The organism is Lancefieldella sp., assembly GCF_057237245.1.
This window is the reverse complement of the sequence record NZ_DBHHJM010000004.1, coordinates 98,800-114,921: the sequence shown is the minus strand read 5'-3', so window position 1 is coordinate 114,921 and position 16,122 is coordinate 98,800. Positions and strand designations below refer to the sequence as shown.

General features: G+C 49.2%; 11 protein-coding genes. 4 read left to right on the top strand and 7 right to left on the bottom strand.

Features of this window, described 5'->3' with window-relative positions:
* Positions 1–267: 267 nt before the first annotated feature.
* Both ACO5GU_RS04805 and ACO5GU_RS04800 read right to left on the bottom strand, forming a co-directional pair.
* Entirely contained in the window at positions 268–2,079 is a 1,812-nt protein-coding gene (locus ACO5GU_RS04805) for an acyltransferase family protein (RefSeq protein ID WP_484930327.1), read from the bottom strand.
* Complete coding sequence (locus ACO5GU_RS04800) at positions 2,069–2,875, bottom strand: MORN repeat-containing protein (protein WP_484930326.1); 807 nt, start codon at positions 2,873–2,875, stop codon at positions 2,069–2,071. The genes ACO5GU_RS04805 and ACO5GU_RS04800 overlap by 11 nt, the downstream gene beginning before the upstream one ends.
* A 251-nt stretch (positions 2,876–3,126) precedes the next feature.
* On the opposite strand from ACO5GU_RS04800, the gene ACO5GU_RS04795 reads away from it, so the two are divergent.
* Positions 3,127–4,794, top strand: a complete 1,668-nt coding sequence (locus ACO5GU_RS04795; RefSeq protein WP_484930325.1) for a putative manganese-dependent inorganic diphosphatase — start codon at positions 3,127–3,129, stop codon at positions 4,792–4,794.
* Between the two features lie 578 nt (positions 4,795–5,372).
* On the opposite strand, the gene ACO5GU_RS04790 is transcribed toward ACO5GU_RS04795, so the two are convergent.
* The 3 genes from ACO5GU_RS04790 to ACO5GU_RS04780 form a co-directional block, all read right to left on the bottom strand.
* Positions 5,373–6,224: an SIR2 family NAD-dependent protein deacylase gene (locus ACO5GU_RS04790; RefSeq protein ID WP_484930324.1), complete on the bottom strand. Its 852-nt coding sequence runs from the start codon at positions 6,222–6,224 to the stop codon at positions 5,373–5,375.
* A gap of 81 nt (positions 6,225–6,305) precedes the next feature.
* The gene (locus ACO5GU_RS04785; protein ID WP_484825338.1) at positions 6,306–7,451 is read right to left on the bottom strand and encodes a CobW family GTP-binding protein; all 1,146 of its coding nucleotides are present in this window, start codon (positions 7,449–7,451) and stop codon (positions 6,306–6,308) included.
* 124 nt (positions 7,452–7,575) lie between these two features.
* Positions 7,576–8,823 carry a metal-dependent hydrolase family protein gene (locus ACO5GU_RS04780; RefSeq protein ID WP_081933327.1) on the bottom strand — a complete coding sequence of 416 codons (1,248 nt, stop codon included), beginning with the start codon at positions 8,821–8,823 and terminating at the stop codon, positions 7,576–7,578.
* A 280-nt stretch (positions 8,824–9,103) separates the two neighbouring features.
* Here ACO5GU_RS04780 and yfbR point away from each other — a divergent pair, with 280 nt between their 5' ends.
* Both yfbR and trmB read left to right on the top strand, forming a co-directional pair.
* Positions 9,104–9,721 (top strand): 5'-deoxynucleotidase, encoded by a 618-nt coding sequence (gene yfbR / locus ACO5GU_RS04775; RefSeq protein ID WP_314006936.1) that lies wholly within the window; start codon positions 9,104–9,106, stop codon positions 9,719–9,721.
* Between the two features lie 37 nt (positions 9,722–9,758).
* Complete coding sequence (gene trmB / locus ACO5GU_RS04770; protein ID WP_484930323.1) at positions 9,759–10,586, top strand: tRNA (guanine(46)-N(7))-methyltransferase TrmB; 828 nt, start codon at positions 9,759–9,761, stop codon at positions 10,584–10,586.
* Positions 10,587–10,687: 101 nt separating this feature from the next.
* Here the strand turns inward: trmB and ACO5GU_RS04765 are convergent, their stop codons facing one another.
* Positions 10,688–12,583 (bottom strand): heavy metal translocating P-type ATPase, encoded by a 1,896-nt coding sequence (locus tag ACO5GU_RS04765; RefSeq protein ID WP_484930322.1) that lies wholly within the window; start codon positions 12,581–12,583, stop codon positions 10,688–10,690.
* A 187-nt stretch (positions 12,584–12,770) separates the two neighbouring features.
* Complete coding sequence (locus tag ACO5GU_RS04760) at positions 12,771–14,174, bottom strand: glycerophosphodiester phosphodiesterase (protein WP_484930321.1); 1,404 nt, start codon at positions 14,172–14,174, stop codon at positions 12,771–12,773.
* Between the two features lie 145 nt (positions 14,175–14,319).
* Between ACO5GU_RS04760 and ACO5GU_RS04755 the strand changes: the two genes are divergently transcribed.
* On the top strand, positions 14,320–16,038 hold the full coding sequence (locus tag ACO5GU_RS04755) for a DUF3825 domain-containing protein (protein ID WP_484930320.1): 1,719 nt from the start codon (positions 14,320–14,322) through the stop codon (positions 16,036–16,038).
* Positions 16,039–16,122 lie beyond the last annotated feature (84 nt).

Genomic DNA, 16,122 nt, shown 5'->3' with positions numbered 1-16,122 from the left:
ACGTATATCGAACATTATTTATACATGAAAATGAATTAAGCCATAAATTGCAATCATGACTTGCACTAAATTGCCGTCTTCAGACGGTTTGTCGCGAGGATTACCAGATTTCCAAGCCATCTAGCACACTCGAAATGCAAATTGCCATTCAACTGCACGTCACAAACGAGCTGGAAGAATGGCAATAAACTGTAGTTGACGTAGCCTTTGTGGGTTTGACCTGACCTCTGCAGTTCAGCGTAGCCTTTTATGGCGTAGCCTGGGCTTTTAAGGTTTGACGTGGCCCTGATTTGCTTTATCTACGGCGTCTTTGACCATCTGCGCGTACAAGGTGCCACCACGATTAATGGAATCTGAATCAGAGCCAAAGTGAACGTAGTCAGTACCTGCCCAAATGTCAGGATTATCCTGAGCAACCTGAGCCCAATCCGCAATGGTAATGAAGTCGTACTGTTGAGCAAGCTCAAGCTCGTGCGCGCGAATAGCATTTGCTCCAGCATTTGGATCGGAGTTTCTACCGTCGTACGGAGTCACAAAGATCAAACGATGGCCTCGCGGCAGCATGTCTACAATCTTGTCCACTGCATCGGAGCCGCCAACAGGATTTGTGCCCAGGGCAACAACAACGTCCTGGTAGAGGGTGTTATTGTCAATCGCAGACTGCAGCAAATCTACGCCCATCGCCACGTTTCTACTAACCGAAGCGTCGATTTGAGCATCGGGCAGCGCATCCTGCAGGTAAGAACGAGCACGCAGCGAAACAGAATCGCCAATGTAGGTGACTCCCTCAACAACGTTGTAGTTGCTTGCCTGCGAGGTATCCGCATGCTTGCGAGTCATGGTCATGGTGCTCTGCTCCTGTAACGAAGCGTTGAGCAGCAGATCGTTCTGGAAATCGCTCAGCTGTGGAGCGGTTAGCGCAATAAAGGCGACGGCCGCAGCAAAAGGAATAAGCGCAAGGCCGGTACCTCGCAAAACCTTCTGACCATCAAGCTTGATGCGCGAGAAAATCTCTGGGGACTTCCCTGCCAGCGCTGGCTCAAGTACATAGAACGAGCAGCTTGCAAACACAAACGAAAGTACCAAGGTTAAGAGTGCAGCTAGGACAGGATTGGTCTTCTCGGCAAAAATAATGTACAAAGGCCAGTGGAACAGGTACACGCCGTAGCTGGTATCTGCCACAAAAGAAACAATTCCAGGCTCCTGGATGCCCTCGGTTTTTTGATGCAGCATGCGAGCAAAGAAAATCATTGCGGCTGCTGCGAGCGAGGCAAAAAGGAAACCAAAGGTGTACGTAAAGAGGTCCTCGAAGTGCATAAAGACGCTCAAGAAGACAAGAACGCCGCAGCTTGCTACAAGGCCCGCGAGCGTCAGTTGCGTTGAAAGCTTCTGCTCAAGCTGGTCAAAGAGCTCGCCCGTTTGAGCAATTCCTGCAACGCACGCCAACAGTGCACCAATAAAGAAGGGGAACACGTGCGTTTGCGTTGAGAAGTACTGGATAGAAAGATTTGTAGAGGTGGATGCACCTGTGGCCATTGCCAAATAGGTAGCAACCAGCAGCACCAGAGAAGCTCCGGCAATCTTTACCTTATAGCTTCTGATTGTTTTGCTGAGGCAAGCAAGCAGCCAAGCGCACAGGCCCCAAAGCACATAAAAGTGCATTTCAACAGCAAGACTCCAGGTGTGCAGATACACATGAGGAGCAAATTGGTTCTCGTAGCTGTTGCCCAGAACAATCTCGAAGTAGTTAGTTACAAAGCCAAGAGCTGCGGCAATCTGATACTTAATGCCGGCGATAAACTCGGTACGCACAAGCAAAAGAAATGGCGTGCACACAAGCACCATAAACACAAGCGGCGGCACAATTCTGTAGAATCGCCTGCGCAAAAATCCAATGACGTCAATAGATCTAAAGCGAACAAACTCGTCAATCAAAAGAGCTGTGATGAGATAGCCCGAGAACGTAAAGAATACGTCGACGCCAATGAAGCCGCCTGGAAGCGCGTCCTTAAAAAAGTGATATATAAGGACCAGAACAAGTCCTGTTATACGTACAAGCGAAAACCATTTAATTCGCACTTTGATAAATCCCTTGCTTAAAAGTTCCTTCGTACACAATGCTGTCTTGCGTAGTGAGCTTTCCCTGGCCGTCTGCCTGGCCTTTTACAAACTGACCTTCGTACGTCCAGCCATCTACTGAGGTGTACGTTCCCGTACCTTGGAAATACCCGTCGACAAATTCTCCCTCGTAGGTATCACCGTTTTCAAAGGTCATCTTGCCTTGTCCATTCATCTTTCCCTGAATGGTGGTGCCGGTATACGTCACCTGATTGTTGCCAAATACCAGCGTTTTTGTGCTTGGTCGGTTAACCAAAACAATCGAGAGGACCGCGAGCACCAAAATAGCAACAACACTTACCAGCTCCAGCCTTTTTCTACTCGCACTCACGGGGCGAGAAGGACGCTGTTCTGGCTCAGGATCTGCTTGATTGCGATGGCGCTTCTCCACACGAATGTTTTTACGTGAAGATAGAGACGTTTTCTGTCGTCTCTTTTTTTCTGGCGCAACCTTAGATCGCGTGTTGTCTACAAGCTGTGCAGCAGGCTTTTCCGTAGGCTTTTCCGCGAGCTGCGATGCAGGCTTTTCTGCAGGCTTACGCTGCGCAAACGACGCAAAAGCAGACGAAAGCTGCTCAGATGTAGTCTGCAGAGAGGCCACTGGACTTGCCGTAGTATCAGCCTTCTCTACGGGAGCCTGAGGTGCTTCTACAGGTGCAACTTCCCTTGCCTCAGATGAAGACTCAGGGACGTGTGCTGCTTTAACCATATGACGAGCGTTTCTTTTTTTAGCAGAAAAACGCGTAGGAGAACTCACTAGGTATTCCAATTCAATCGATTTGTTAACTATTTCATTGTACTAATTTCCTTCAACTTTTGAATTGTCATTTGTCCTATACACATTTACCAGATTCACAGGTACGCCCGCTGTTTTTCTGCGATTTCCTGTTCTAAGTAAAAAGATAGAGGGGTACACTACAAGGTGGTATTAAAAAAGAAACAAAATGTGCTTACTAAAGTGTGTTCTAATTAGAAAGTTACATCATCGACATTACCAGGGAGGCGAAGATGGCGGAAGCAATTCGTAAAGTAAACATCATTGGCCATTTGAACCCAGATACAGACAGCATTTGTGCTGCAATTTCTTATGCGTATCTCAAAAATCAGATTGATAACCCTATCTATGAAGCTCGTCGCGCTGGCTCACTCAACCGTGAGACCGCCTTTGTTTTAAATCACTTTGGCTTTGAAGAGCCGCAGCTTATTACTACGGTTACTCCTCAGATTAAAGATGCAGAGATTCAGGCTCAGCCAAAAGTTGATGCTGGAATGAGCCTCTATGCTGCTTGGCAGCTTATGCAGGACGTTAAGCTTGATACACTCTGCGTTACTGATGAGGAAGAAGAGCTTACCGGCCTGATTGCCGTTAAAGATATTGCAAATGCAAACATGAGCCTTTCCGAGCCAAACCTGCTCTCTAAGGCTAAGACAAGCTATGAAAATATCGTTTCTACGCTTGGCGGCACCATGGTTCTTGGTGATCCTCAGGGCGTTGTTAAGCAGGGCAATATTCGCGTTGGTACCAGCGCTTCCGCCCTTTCAGAGATTGTTGATGCTGGCGATATCATTGTTGTTGCTGGCAACCATGAGAACCAGACTATCGCAGTTGAGCACGGCGCTTCCTGCCTTATTGTCTCTTGCGATGCTCCAATTGCTCAGGACGTCATTGACCTGGCTAAAAAGCGTGATTGCGCTATTATCAGCACTCCTCGCGATACCTTTGAGGTAGCTCGCCTGCTTATCATGTCTATGCCTGTCCGTGAGAAGATGCTCACTGACGACATCCTTAAGTTCAGCGTCAACACCGCAATTGATGATGCTCGTAAGGAAATGACCAACTCAAGGCACCGCTTCTTCCCTGTTATCAACGAGAACGGCACCTTTGCAGGTCTTATCAGCGGTCCTGGTCTTTTGAACCCTCGCAAGAAGCATGTCATTCTTGTTGACCACAACGAGCGCACTCAGGCAGTTGATGGTCTTGAGCAGGCAGAGATCATGGAGATTGTTGATCACCACCGCATCGGCTCCATTGAGACTTCTAACCCAATTACCTTTAGAAACGTCCCTGTTGGCTGCACCTGCACCATCATCTATGGCCTCTACCACGAGTACGGCATCGAGATTCCAAAGAATATTGCTGGCCTCATGCTCTCTGCAATTCTTTCCGACACCCTTGCATTCCGCTCCCCTACCTGCACCGAGCGCGACATTGTTGCTGGTAAAAAGCTTGCAGAGATTTGCGGAGAAGACATTGACGCTTACTCTGAGCAAATGTTTGACGCTGGCGCAGACCTCACTGGTCGTACTGCAGAAGAAGTCTTCCATGGTGACTACAAGGTATTCAGCCGTGGCGGCGTAAAGTTTGGCGTTGGCCAGGGCTCCTTCATGACCGAGTCCAGTCGCAAGGCTGCTGAGGAACTTGTTGGACCATTCTTGGAGACAGCTGCTAAGTCCGAAGAGCTCCCAATGGTCTTCTACATGTTCACCGACGTAAAGAGCCAGGTCACCGAGATGCTCTTCTACGGTGCAAACGCTGCCAATGTCATCGAGCGCGCCTTTAACGTAAAGGTTGATGGCAACATTGCTGTTCTTCCAGGTGTTGTCAGCCGTAAGAAGCAGGTTGTTCCATCTCTCATGGCAACGCTTCAGACGCTCGCCGAGGAAGCCGCCAACTAACACGGGTTTCTCGCGCGTCGGGTTTCTCGCGCGTCGGGTTTCTCGCGCGTCGGGTTTCTCGCTATTGTTTAAATGAGTAACGCCTACCTGCGCACTTGTGAACTGCCTCCCATTTCTTGGACATAAGAAATGGGAGGCAGTTCATATGTAGGTGATTATGATTCTGTAGCGTGTTAACGTTGGCTTTTAGGCCTGGCGTACAAAATAGCGCAGCTTTGGTAGGTTCTGCTGAAGAATCGACATGTTCCTAATCAAGATAGCTAGGCAGCTAGGTGGCCACACTGCCTGATATGCATCTTCATGTATAAACTTCATCTAATATGCTTAAACATGAATAGACTTATATAAGAAATTTAACTATCGATAAATTCTGTATCTACGGAACACACCTAAGTCGGATAATCTGCTCAGATGAGGGCATTTTACACATCTAATGAAGATAATCTGCACGTTTGAGGTAATTTCTGCGTCATGTATACGTCTTTTTTGCAGATTATCCGACTTAGGTGTGTTTTGAACTGCTTTCTATTTCTCGTGTCTAAGAAATGGGAGGCAGTTCATTGCGGGTAGGCGTTTTTCTACAGGAGCTGTTCTATGACGGCGCCAATTCTGTCTCTGATCACCAGATTGGCGCGACCATCGTACGGCGTAGGTTGGTCGTTGATAATGACCATTTTGTTGCCCTCGTAGTAGTCGAGAAGACCGGCGGCAGGCTGTACTACCAGCGAACTCCCTGCAACCACAAGAACCTCCGCTTGTGAGATAGCATTCAGCGCGCCGTAGACCGTGTCCATATCAAGGCCCTCTCCGTAAAAGACGATATCAGGCCTAATAACTGCGCCGCATTGACAGAGCGGCACCACAGACGACTGCCCTTCAATCTGATCAAGCGTGTAGGTGTGGCCGCACTCGGGACAATAAAAACGCGTCTCGTTGCCGTGGAGTTCAAACACACGCTTGCTACCAGCGGCTTGATGCAGTCCGTCGATGTTTTGCGTTACCACCGCGCGCAACTTTCCCGCAGCTTCCAAGTCTGCCAGCCACTTGTGAGCAATGTTTGGCTGAGCCTCCCCCAAATGATGAGAGTTTCTAAAATACGTGTAATACGCTGCGGGATAATCTAAAAACACATCAAGCGAGAAGATCTCTTCAAGCGTAAAGTCTGGCGCCTTGCTGTAGGCAAAAGACTCCTCGTTATCGGGGTCAACCGTTACTCCATTTCCCAGGTCGTAGGCTTCTTTTCCCATGTCATAGCCGTCTTGGCCCAGGCCAATGGTCATGTTTTCTACTTTGATACCGCCCTGGCGATACAGACCGTTAGTACCCCTAAAATCAGGAATACCGCTTTCCGTTGACACGCCTGCGCCACCAAAGAAAACAATGTTATCTGACGACTGAATCCAGTCTTTAAGCTGCTCAATCTTGGTCATTAGGCACCTCTAACCTAAAAAAGGGACCCGGATAAACTGGGTCCCTCGTCTCAAGCGCCGGAGCTCTTGGCGCTGAAAACGCTAGTAGTCAAACTCGTCAGGAACATACTCAGTAAGGCATGCATCCAGACCGGTTTCAATTTCTTCATGGTTCATATGACGGCCAATGAAGCACAGCTTTGTTTGATGATCGCCCAGTTCATCATCCCATTCTGCGCGTAGCTCGGGTTTCTCGTCAAGAAGGGTTTCTCGCTCATCCTCTGGCAGCGATGCGTAGAACATGCCGTTCTCGTAGAACTGGACCTGCTTGCCAGCCTGCTCAAATACGTAGCTCATCTCGGGGTCTTGCGAAATCCAGATGCTACCCTTGACGCGGATGATATTCTTTGGCCAGCTAGCCACAAACTGGTTAAGTTTGTCCAGGTCAAATGGCTGACGGCGGCGATACACAAAGGTAGTAATCTCGTACTCCAAAACCTCTGGGTCCTCGTGCTCCTCAGGGTGTTCCATTGCATCCATCCAAGCAGCGGAGGCGTAGGCCTTGTCAAAGTCAAAACGGCCCGTATTGATAAGCTCGCTCATTGGAATGTCACCGTTGACCGCCTCAACAATAACGGCGTCTTTCTGCAGGCCGCGAACAAGCGCCTTGAGCTCGTGAAGCTGCTCTGGAGTAACCAGATCGGTCTTGTTGAGCACCAGCGTAGAGCAGAACTCAATCTGCTGAATAAGCAGGTTCTCGATGTCGTCCTCTTCAATGTCTGGGTCGAGAAGATCGGCGCCGTTGTGGAACTCCTCAAACATGCGAGCACAGTCAACAACTGCGACGATGTTATCAAGGTTGAGGTGAGAGTGGTTAGTTGCATGCTGGCTCTGATTGCAGAATGCAGAAATGTTATAGGTAATGGGGATTGGCTCGCAGATGCCCGAAGCCTCAATAATGATGTAGTCAAACTCCTCGGTATCGGCCAAATCACCCAACTGAAGTGCCAAGTCATTAGAAAGGGTGCAGCAGAGGCAACCATTAGTTAGAGGAATAACGTCGCCTTCTTTAGCGTAGCCGCCGTCTTTAATAAGACCAGCATCAACGTTAATCTCGCCAATATCGTTGACAATGACTGCTGCGTGAATACCTTCAGTGTTAGAGAGAATGTGGTTCAAAATAGTGGTCTTACCTGCGCCTAAATAGCCGGTAAGCAGCACAATTTTCACCTGCTTTGGTTCAGACATAGTGAGCTCCTTCAAATGTCAAACTTTTATATCAAAGAATAAACTTCTTGCTTGTAAAAGTGGGCCCTGACGCTTAAGTGAGTCAGGGCCCAACCTTCGCGTTACAAATTATCGAGCTGGAAGCTTAGAAGCTGCCGCGATCAATAATCTTGCCTTCCTTCATGATGACGTCCATGTTCTCAGGCGTGAGGTCGCGGATGTTGTTAGCAACGTCGCCCTTGACTACAAGGATATCAGCGGAGAGGCCTTCCTTGACAGCACCAAACTCGTTCTCCTTGCCCAGCATCTTTGCGCCGTTGTAGGTAGCAGCTGCAACAGTATCAAGGATGGAGATGCCAACCTTCTCGACAAAGTCGTACATCTCATCGATGGTGACGTAGCCGTAAGGAGTGACAAAGCTGAAGGAGTCAGAGCCGATGGTAATGGTGATGCCCATATCATAAGCCTTACGCAGGTTAGCGTAGGTGCGTGCAAGGCCCTTCTCGACAACAGTCTCACCTGGGAATGCGTCAAGCTCTGGAGTCCAGTCTGGTGGATAAGTTCCGTACCAAGTTGGCAGGAAGCCGATGGTTGGGGTGAAGTATGTTCCCTGCTCAGCCATAAGCTTCATAGTGCGCTCGTCAAGCTCAAAGCCGTGAATGAGCTGCTTGCAACCAAAGCGGACGCAGTCATATGCAGCGTCAAAGTTATTGTAGGAGTGAGCGTACAGAGGAATGCCTACCAGTGCGCACTCATCAGCAATTGCCTTAATCTCCTCGGTGCAGAAGAGCTGCAGACGGTCGGAGTCCCAACGCCAAATGCCGCCACCGGTTGCCCAGATCTTAATGCCGTCAGGCTCTTCACGGAGACGACGACGAATTGCCTTACGAAGCTCCCATGGACCGTCTACCTGGTCGCCCCAAGGGTGTCCGTCCTTGGAAATCTGCAGTGGCAGGTGGTGAGAGTCACCATGACCAGCAACGCGGCAAAGGCCAAGGCCGGTAGCAAAGATACGAGGACCCTGCATAATACCCATGTTAACGAGGTCGCGAATAGCAATACCGTTACGACCAATCTCAACGACAGTGGTAAGGCCGTGGGTAAGAGCGTCATAAGCCTGCTTGACTGCGCATGCCTGCTTCTGAGCAACGGACTCGATAACCCAGTCGTTATCGTTGTCGGTCAGGTTGCCGGAGAAGTGCAGGTGTGTATCAACAAGACCAGGCATTACGGTATGACCGGATGCGTCACGGACCTCATATCCCTCTGGGACCTCTTTGCGAGGACCAGCATAGGTAATCTTGTCGTCATCGATAAGGACAAGGGAGTCCTCAACTGGTGCAGCGCCAGTACCGTCAACGAGCTTGCCGCCTACAAAAGCATACTTACTCATGTTTCCCATCCTTCCTTTGTTGTCCGCTCACTTCTTTTAAACGGACGAGGTTTACTTGCATAGTAAGCCCGGGTTAACTCCTTTGGAATAAGTTAGCCATAGTTGCCGGTAAGCGGAGCAAAAATACCCATGAACGGATGTTCAGATATCAATAATTTCATATAAACATCTAAAGCATTTGATTACTTCATATTTGCTATGACTACATTGCATAGTTGTGTCAAAACAGTTTTTGTCCGGTATCCGTGGTAAGGTTGAGAAAACAAATTAAGGAGGGGCAATGTCTCAGAATTCTTCGTCGCAGTCCAGCTTTTTTGCACTTATATCTCGCATGCGCTACATTGAGCGCTGGTCGCTTATGCGCAATTCTCGATCAGAAAGTCTTGCTGAACACGCCCTTGACGTGGCCGTTATTTCTCACTGCCTAGCAACTATTGCAAATGTGCGCTATCACAGAAATCTTGACGCAGATCGTGCAGCTCTTATTGGTATATATCACGATGCATCAGAGATTATCACCGGAGATATGCCCACGCCTGTAAAGTATGCTAATTCAGAGATTAGAGATGCCTATCATCAGGTAGAGGCACGTGCCGAGAAAACCATTCTCTCCACACTGCCAGAAGACCTGCAAGATGCCTATGCTCAGGTGCTTACTCACAGCACTGAGGCTTCAGAGAGTGAAGCTTATCTTAGAAAGCTTATTAAAGCTGCAGATAAGATTGCAGCACTTATTAAGTGTATTGAGGAGGCTCAGTCTGGAAACTCAGAATTTATTACCGCTGAAGCCTCAACTCGTGGAGTTGTTGAAGATTTAGCAGATTCTCTTCCAGAAGTGCGCGATTTTATGACAGAATTCCTACCTTCGTACGGAGAAACGCTTGATCAGCTTCTGTAAAGAAACGCTGATTTTGCCCACTTGTTGAGGAGTTGCTTTGCGCGCACTACATGCACGTTTGCCTAAAAACTTTGTTCTGGAAGAGCGCTTAGAGGCGTATTCCAGCGTCATTGAGCCTCATCCAGAGGCTTTGAGAGGTACGTGGGCTTCTGCGTGTGCGCCAATTACTGCTGAGGGACATGTCCCCTTCTCTGAGGTCCGTGTAGACCTTGGCTGCGGCAAGGGATCTTTTACTGCCGCGCAAGCCAAGGCAAATCCTAACGTGCTTTTTGTAGCCATTGATACAGAACCTATCTGTATTTCATATGCTGCTAAAACAATGTATGAAGCAGGAGTGCCTAACGCCATCGTAGTTCCTGGTACCGGCATGAAGATTGATGAGTACTTCTCGCCAGAAGAGATCTCTGTTATTTACCTCAACTTCCCTGCACCATTTCCTCGAATCAGGCAGGCAAAGATGCGCCTCACTGATGCTGAGCGTCTTATGCAATATAGAAATGTTTTGGCTAAAGAGGGTGTTGTTCGTCTTAAAACGGACAGTCAGCCACTTTTTGATTTTTCTCTTGAGCAAGTTGAAGTTGCTGGTTACAACTTTATTTGGAAAACGCGAGATGCACAGACAGATTTTCCTCACGATGTTCCTAGTGAGTACGAACAAAAACTTGGCGCCCAAGGCGCTAAGGTTCATGCCTACCTGATTGCTCCAGGTCCTGTACCAGCAGATTTCACACCCACAGAGCCTGTCAGTCTTGTTGACTACCTTCCAGAAGATTTAGAGTCACTAACCTACGTTCCTCATGGAATGGAAAGCACGGTCCGCAATCTTGCAAACCGTGCTCGTAGACTTCGTAAGAAGGCTCAGTAATTTGTAATTGGCTCTGTGTAGAAACAGCCGTTTGTGAAAACAACCTTTGTAGGAGCGCTCCTTTGCGAGCGCTCTTTTTTAGGCCAGCAGCCCTGACTCTTTTACTTAATCGACTTTATATTCAAAGCTCTAGTGGAATTAAGAACCGCAAGCACCATAACGCCTATGTCTCCAAAGACCGCTAGCCACATGGGAGCCAAACCAAAGGCTGCAAGGATCAAAACAGCAACCTTAACGCCAATAGCAAACACAATATTTTGCTTTGCAATACCCAAAGTATGACGAGCAATCTTTACGGCCTTTGAGAGCTTAGAAAGCTTGTCGTCCATAAGAACTACGTCGGCGGCCTCAATAGCAGCATCAGACCCCAAAACGCCCATAGCAACGCCTACATCAGCGCGTGCAAGAACGGGTGCATCATTGATGCCGTCACCGACAAAAGCAAGGGACTTACCAGCTGTCTTCTGGGCGAGAAGACCTTCAACGGCAGAAACCTTATCCTGTGGAAGCAGTTCAGCACGAACCTCAGTAATGCCCATCTGAGCAGCAATCTCTTCTGCAACGTCGCGTTTATCGCCCGTGAGCATAACAACCTTAGAAACGCCAACGTTTTTGAGGGAAGCGATTGCTGCTGGAGCATCAGCTCGTTCGCGGTCAGAAATAACAATGTGGCCCATGTAGGTCCCATCAACAGCCACGTGAATGATGGTTCCGTGGTTCTCGCACGCTTTCCAAGAAGCTCCTACGCTCTCCATAAGTGCGCTGTTGCCAACAGCAACGCTCTTACCATTCACGTTAGCGCAAATGCCCTGACCAGCAATTTCTTTGATGTCCGTGATAACACAGTCATCGTCCTCGCTTGGATAAGCAGCACGAAGAGCTGCAGCAATGGGGTGTGTGGAGTGCATCTCAACGTGAGAAGCTAGGTGCAGAAGGTCCTTCTCGCCAATGGTCTGAGAATGAACAGCCAGAACCTCAAAGACACCCTCGGTCAACGTACCGGTCTTGTCAAAGGCAACGGTATCAAGGGTAGAAAGCATATCAATGTACGAAGAGCCCTTGATTAGGATGCCCTCCTTCGAAGCAGCGCCAATACCGCCAAAGAAGGCCAGTGGCACGGAAACTACCAGCGCACACGGACAAGATGCAATAAGGAAGGTAAGCGCCCTTACAGCCCAGGTAGAAGCGTTAGCTACAAAGTCCCCCGAAAACAGTGGTGGCAAAAACGCCAGCGCAATGGCACTGTAAACAACTGCTGGAGTATACACGCGAGAAAAACGACGAATAAACCTCTCGCTCTTGGACTTGTTTTGGTTTGAGCTCTCTACCAGCTTAATGATGCGGGAAGCAGTAGAGTCTTCAAAGAGGTGAGTAACGCGGGCGCGTACCACGCCAGAAAGGTTTACGCAGCCCGAGATAATGTTATCCCCCACCGTTGCGTTACGAGGCACGCTCTCACCAGTAAGAGCAACGGTATCAAGACTGGTAGAACCCTCGACGATCTCTGCGTCAACAGGGACACGGTCGCCGGGTTTGACCAAAATAATCTCTCCTAGACCAACTTCTTCTGGAGAGATAGTAAGCAGCTTTCCGTCACGTTCAACCGTTGCGCTGTCAGGACGGATATCCATAAGCTTGGCAATAGATTTCTTGCTGTTATCGGAAGCAAGGTGTTCAAACACTTCTCCTACCTGGAAGAACAGCATGACAAAGACAGCCTCATCAAACATAGGAGAACCGTTAGGCACAAAGCCAATGAGCAAGGCACCAACAGTAGCAATGGTCATGAGCAAGTCTTCGTTAAAGCACTCGCCCTCAGTGATGCTCTCCCATGCTTCTAGAACAACATCGTATCCCGCAACAGCGTAAGGCAACAGGTAAAGCAACAGTGCCTGCCAGAGCTGCAGGTCAAATGCGTGTTCAACCGCGTAAGCAATACCTAGCAAAACAGCAGAACAGACAATGCGAGCAATTTTCACCTTTGTCTTTGAGCTCATAGCTCCTCCTTGGGTTGTTGTTATACCTAGTCTACTCCTCAAATTGATATATGTACATATATTCATACAACAATCTTAAGGAACTTTTCACAAGAAACTCCGCGGGCGAGAAACCCGTGGAGTCCCAGGTAAACCTATAAATTTTGGCCGCAGTTTGATCCAAACGTTCTTCTCACCGATTGGAAAGCTAGTTGATCAGCGACGCGGGAGTTGGAGTAAATCCCTCAAAAATGACAGGCGCACCTTCAAGCTCGGAGGCAATCATGTCCTCCTCGTTCCTAACGGTCCAGGTAATCAGATGTGCGCCCATGGTATTGCAGGCCAGCTTAACAAAGGGGTTCTTACGATCTTCAAACTTGTAAGAAATGAAGTCTGGACGACCAACAGAATTACCAAAGAGAGCTGTAGCGCCAGCTCGTGTAGCAATGTTCATGTGCTTAGTCTGACGGTCAACCAGGAAGTTCTCTGAAAGCTGGCCGCGAAGCATCTCAGGACGATTCTGACGCAGCCACTGCAAAACGCGAGGATCAAAGCTCTCGATGCATGCACGAACGGGACGAAGATCAAGAGCCTGCATAATCTTTTCTGTCAGCTGCTCAGCGTTATTGTTGCGCGTCTTAGCCTCAATAATCAAAGGTGCAGGCAGCTCACCGGAGCCGCTCCATGCATAAGCCTCGAGGACTTCCTCAAATGTTGGAATCTGCTCGTCAGTAGCAAGAAGCCTCAAACCACGAAGCTCTTCCAGTGTGGACTCCTCAACAATCTTCTGTACGCCACAAAGACGATCAAGTGCTGAATCGTGAACAACAACCAGCTTATTGTCTGCGGTCAGGTGAACATCAACCTCGGAGCCAAAGCCCTTCTCGACAGCTGCGCGGAAAGCAAGCAGGGAGTTCTCTGGAATGCCTGCCTCGTTGTTGTAGAGGCCACGGTGAGCATAGCGATGACGAGCAATCTCGTGCCAACGCTCCAGAAGCAGGCGATCATTTTGCTTGCGTGGAGCAATGGAATAAGCGCCGTATGCAGCCAAACCAAGAGCAGCACCAGCCACAACGCCGCCAGCAATTGCAACGTTTCTGAGCGTCTTGCGTTTTTTGGTAGAGGCTAACAAAGCGTCAGAATTCTGTTCATTTTGAGCAGCAATTTCCTCAACAACATCTGCAACTGCGATATCTGCGGCAGCATCCTGATGCTCAGCCAGGGTCTCCCCCATCTCTTCAAGCGACTCTGCAGTGCTTGCAAGTTGCTTTGAAAGCTTGTTCTTTGGGCGAGAAAAACGATTCTCTAGATTAGACTGAAGCTGTGCCTGAGCAGCCAAAACTGAAGTCTGAGCCGAACGAAGTGCAGACTGAGCGCGAGCGACTGATGACTGAATAGCATCGCCGCTTGGCAGTGCTGGCCTAATATGAGCATTAAATCCAGCGGTAATCTGCTCTTTTGCGATATTGCCTGCTAAGTTAGCAGCCTTAGAAGCCGTTGTAGCAAGCAGCTTTCTTCCAGCCTCGGATTGAAGTGCTGCCTTTGCGGCATACTGAGTAATTGCTAAACCTGCAGCTCTAACTGCAGCTCTCTTAATAAAACGACCAATCATGTAAGCTCCCTTCAATCTAGCCTTATTCTATCAGTCCAGTTCTCGCTTTTTCGCTACGTATTGCGACTTTCTGTGCGTAATCAGTATCTTTGTCTGTTCAAAATCGAGTAGTATGTAGTCCACTAACTACTATCTCAGGAGCATCATGGCTGTTATAAAACAAGAACACGCTCTTTACCTGTATAAACTACTCAAAGCAACCATTGGCGTCTCTAAGCAGACTCCCCTCTCTACTGTTGAGGGTGTGCTCATTGAAGACGACCTTGCACCGCAAGATTTTGGCTTTGACGACATCCGCGCTCTCTTGGAGGCGTGCCCTGACTTTATTAAGATCACAGCCTTCAAAAAGGGTTACGTCTACGCAACGCTTTTGACTTTTGACACCTTTGAGACTGCCCTTGTAGCTGGCGAGAAAAACGTCGAGGCTCAAAACAACGGCAAGCCTTGGAAGCGCCGCCGTGGGGCAAAGTCCATTCGCGCACTTAAGCCAAAACACCTGGTAGTTGAAGCGGAACCTGAAGTTGAGGGGCTTCCTGCCCAGGAAGAGTCGACGGAGTCAGAGGAGGTGCCTGTCGTAGAGAGCTCGGAAGAACTGTCTGGTGCAGAAACAGCACTAGTCGCAGAGGAGTCTGCTGCTGAGGCGCCTGAAGAAGACATCCAGCAAGAATCTGCCGATGATGCCACTCCAGAGCCCGCTGGAATCGATGATGTCGCTCCGGAATCTGACGAGACCAAAACACCAGCTCCAGAGCCTAAAGCTGACGAGCCTACAGTGCCCGAACCTGTAGTGCCCGAGCCTACAGTGCCTGAGCCTACCATCTCGCTTACCGTTACCTACAATCCCTACGACGGCTCCGATGAAGAGAAGACGCTTGAGGCCGCTCCTTCAGTATTGCAACAGGCACTGAATGCAACAAGTTCTGTCTCTAGCACTACAGTTTCTGAATCCCAGGCTTCTACGCAGGTAATCAATCAGAATGAGACTCATGCCCCCGCCCCAACATACCCTGCCAATTTTGAGGAAGACGTCCACGTTAACAACGAGCTTCTCGGCATTTTGTATCAGATGGCTCCCGTCGACGCCAACGTTCTCAAGCAGCTAGAAGAAGACTTCAAACTTGCCGAGTCTTCTCGCGCACTCATTTCTAAGGGCGGCACGTTCACGTTTAACACACGTTACAAGAAGCCGCAGACAGACGAGGTTATTACTGCTACTATTCGCAAATCTAAGCGCGGTGCTCTGCGTCCCTGGACGCTCTTGAAGCTCAGCGTTTCTGCAGATGAGCTGCAGGATCAGGCAGTTGATGTACTTCACGGACTGCCAAAGTCTGGCATTGCTTCATGGGAAAAGCTTCCTGCTGCAGCAAAGCAGCTACCTATCAACCCTGTTGACGTGGTTATGAACGAGGCTCCTGTCTCCGACTGGAATGCGCTTTGCACCACCTATCTGAGCGATGCACCCTCGTTACAAGCGGCACAGGCTTGCCTTTCCGCAGCGTACGTCTACAGAAAGAACGAGCAGCAGCTCATGCATGCCGACGCCGACTTCTCGCTCCCCGTCCCAGCTGCCACACCCCTTCTCTTTGATTCAGAGCGTGGATTTGATGACAACTCGCCTCTGGTGCAAAACGCCCTGCGAGCAGCAAAGCGCGGATGGCGCATGGCCGTTGAGCTCTACAATCCATCCAAGCACTGCGTCTACCTTGCACTTCCCACCACCGATGGCGAGAAACCCCTTGCGCTGGTATTTGACACGTCAGCAGAAGGCCCTTATCACGTTGTTACAACACTGACTATTGAAGAAGCGTACCCACTCGCACGTATCTTCTCTGATGGTCTACCCGCATGGATTAGGCCACAGTAGTTCCAGCTCACGGGTAAGCTCTCTTTGCAGAACAGCTCATATAACTGGTCACCAAAAAAGCCGCGTCGTGTGGACGCGGCTTTT

What these genes read in the sequence shown, in the direction of transcription:
- ACO5GU_RS04780 (WP_081933327.1), bottom strand. Translation starts at nt 8,823, where the DNA reads ATGAGTAAGTATGCTTTTGTAGGCGGCAAGCTCGTTGACGGTACTGGC.
- ACO5GU_RS04765 (WP_484930322.1), bottom strand. Translation starts at nt 12,583, where the DNA reads ATGAGCTCAAAGACAAAGGTGAAAATTGCTCGCATTGTCTGTTCTGCT.
- ACO5GU_RS04790 (WP_484930324.1), bottom strand. Translation starts at nt 6,224, where the DNA reads ATGACCAAGATTGAGCAGCTTAAAGACTGGATTCAGTCGTCAGATAAC.
- yfbR (WP_314006936.1), top strand. Translation starts at nt 9,104, where the DNA reads ATGTCTCAGAATTCTTCGTCGCAGTCCAGCTTTTTTGCACTTATATCT.
- ACO5GU_RS04785 (WP_484825338.1), bottom strand. Translation starts at nt 7,451, where the DNA reads ATGTCTGAACCAAAGCAGGTGAAAATTGTGCTGCTTACCGGCTATTTA.
- ACO5GU_RS04760 (WP_484930321.1), bottom strand. Translation starts at nt 14,174, where the DNA reads ATGATTGGTCGTTTTATTAAGAGAGCTGCAGTTAGAGCTGCAGGTTTA.
- ACO5GU_RS04755 (WP_484930320.1), top strand. Translation starts at nt 14,320, where the DNA reads ATGGCTGTTATAAAACAAGAACACGCTCTTTACCTGTATAAACTACTC.
- ACO5GU_RS04795 (WP_484930325.1), top strand. Translation starts at nt 3,127, where the DNA reads ATGGCGGAAGCAATTCGTAAAGTAAACATCATTGGCCATTTGAACCCA.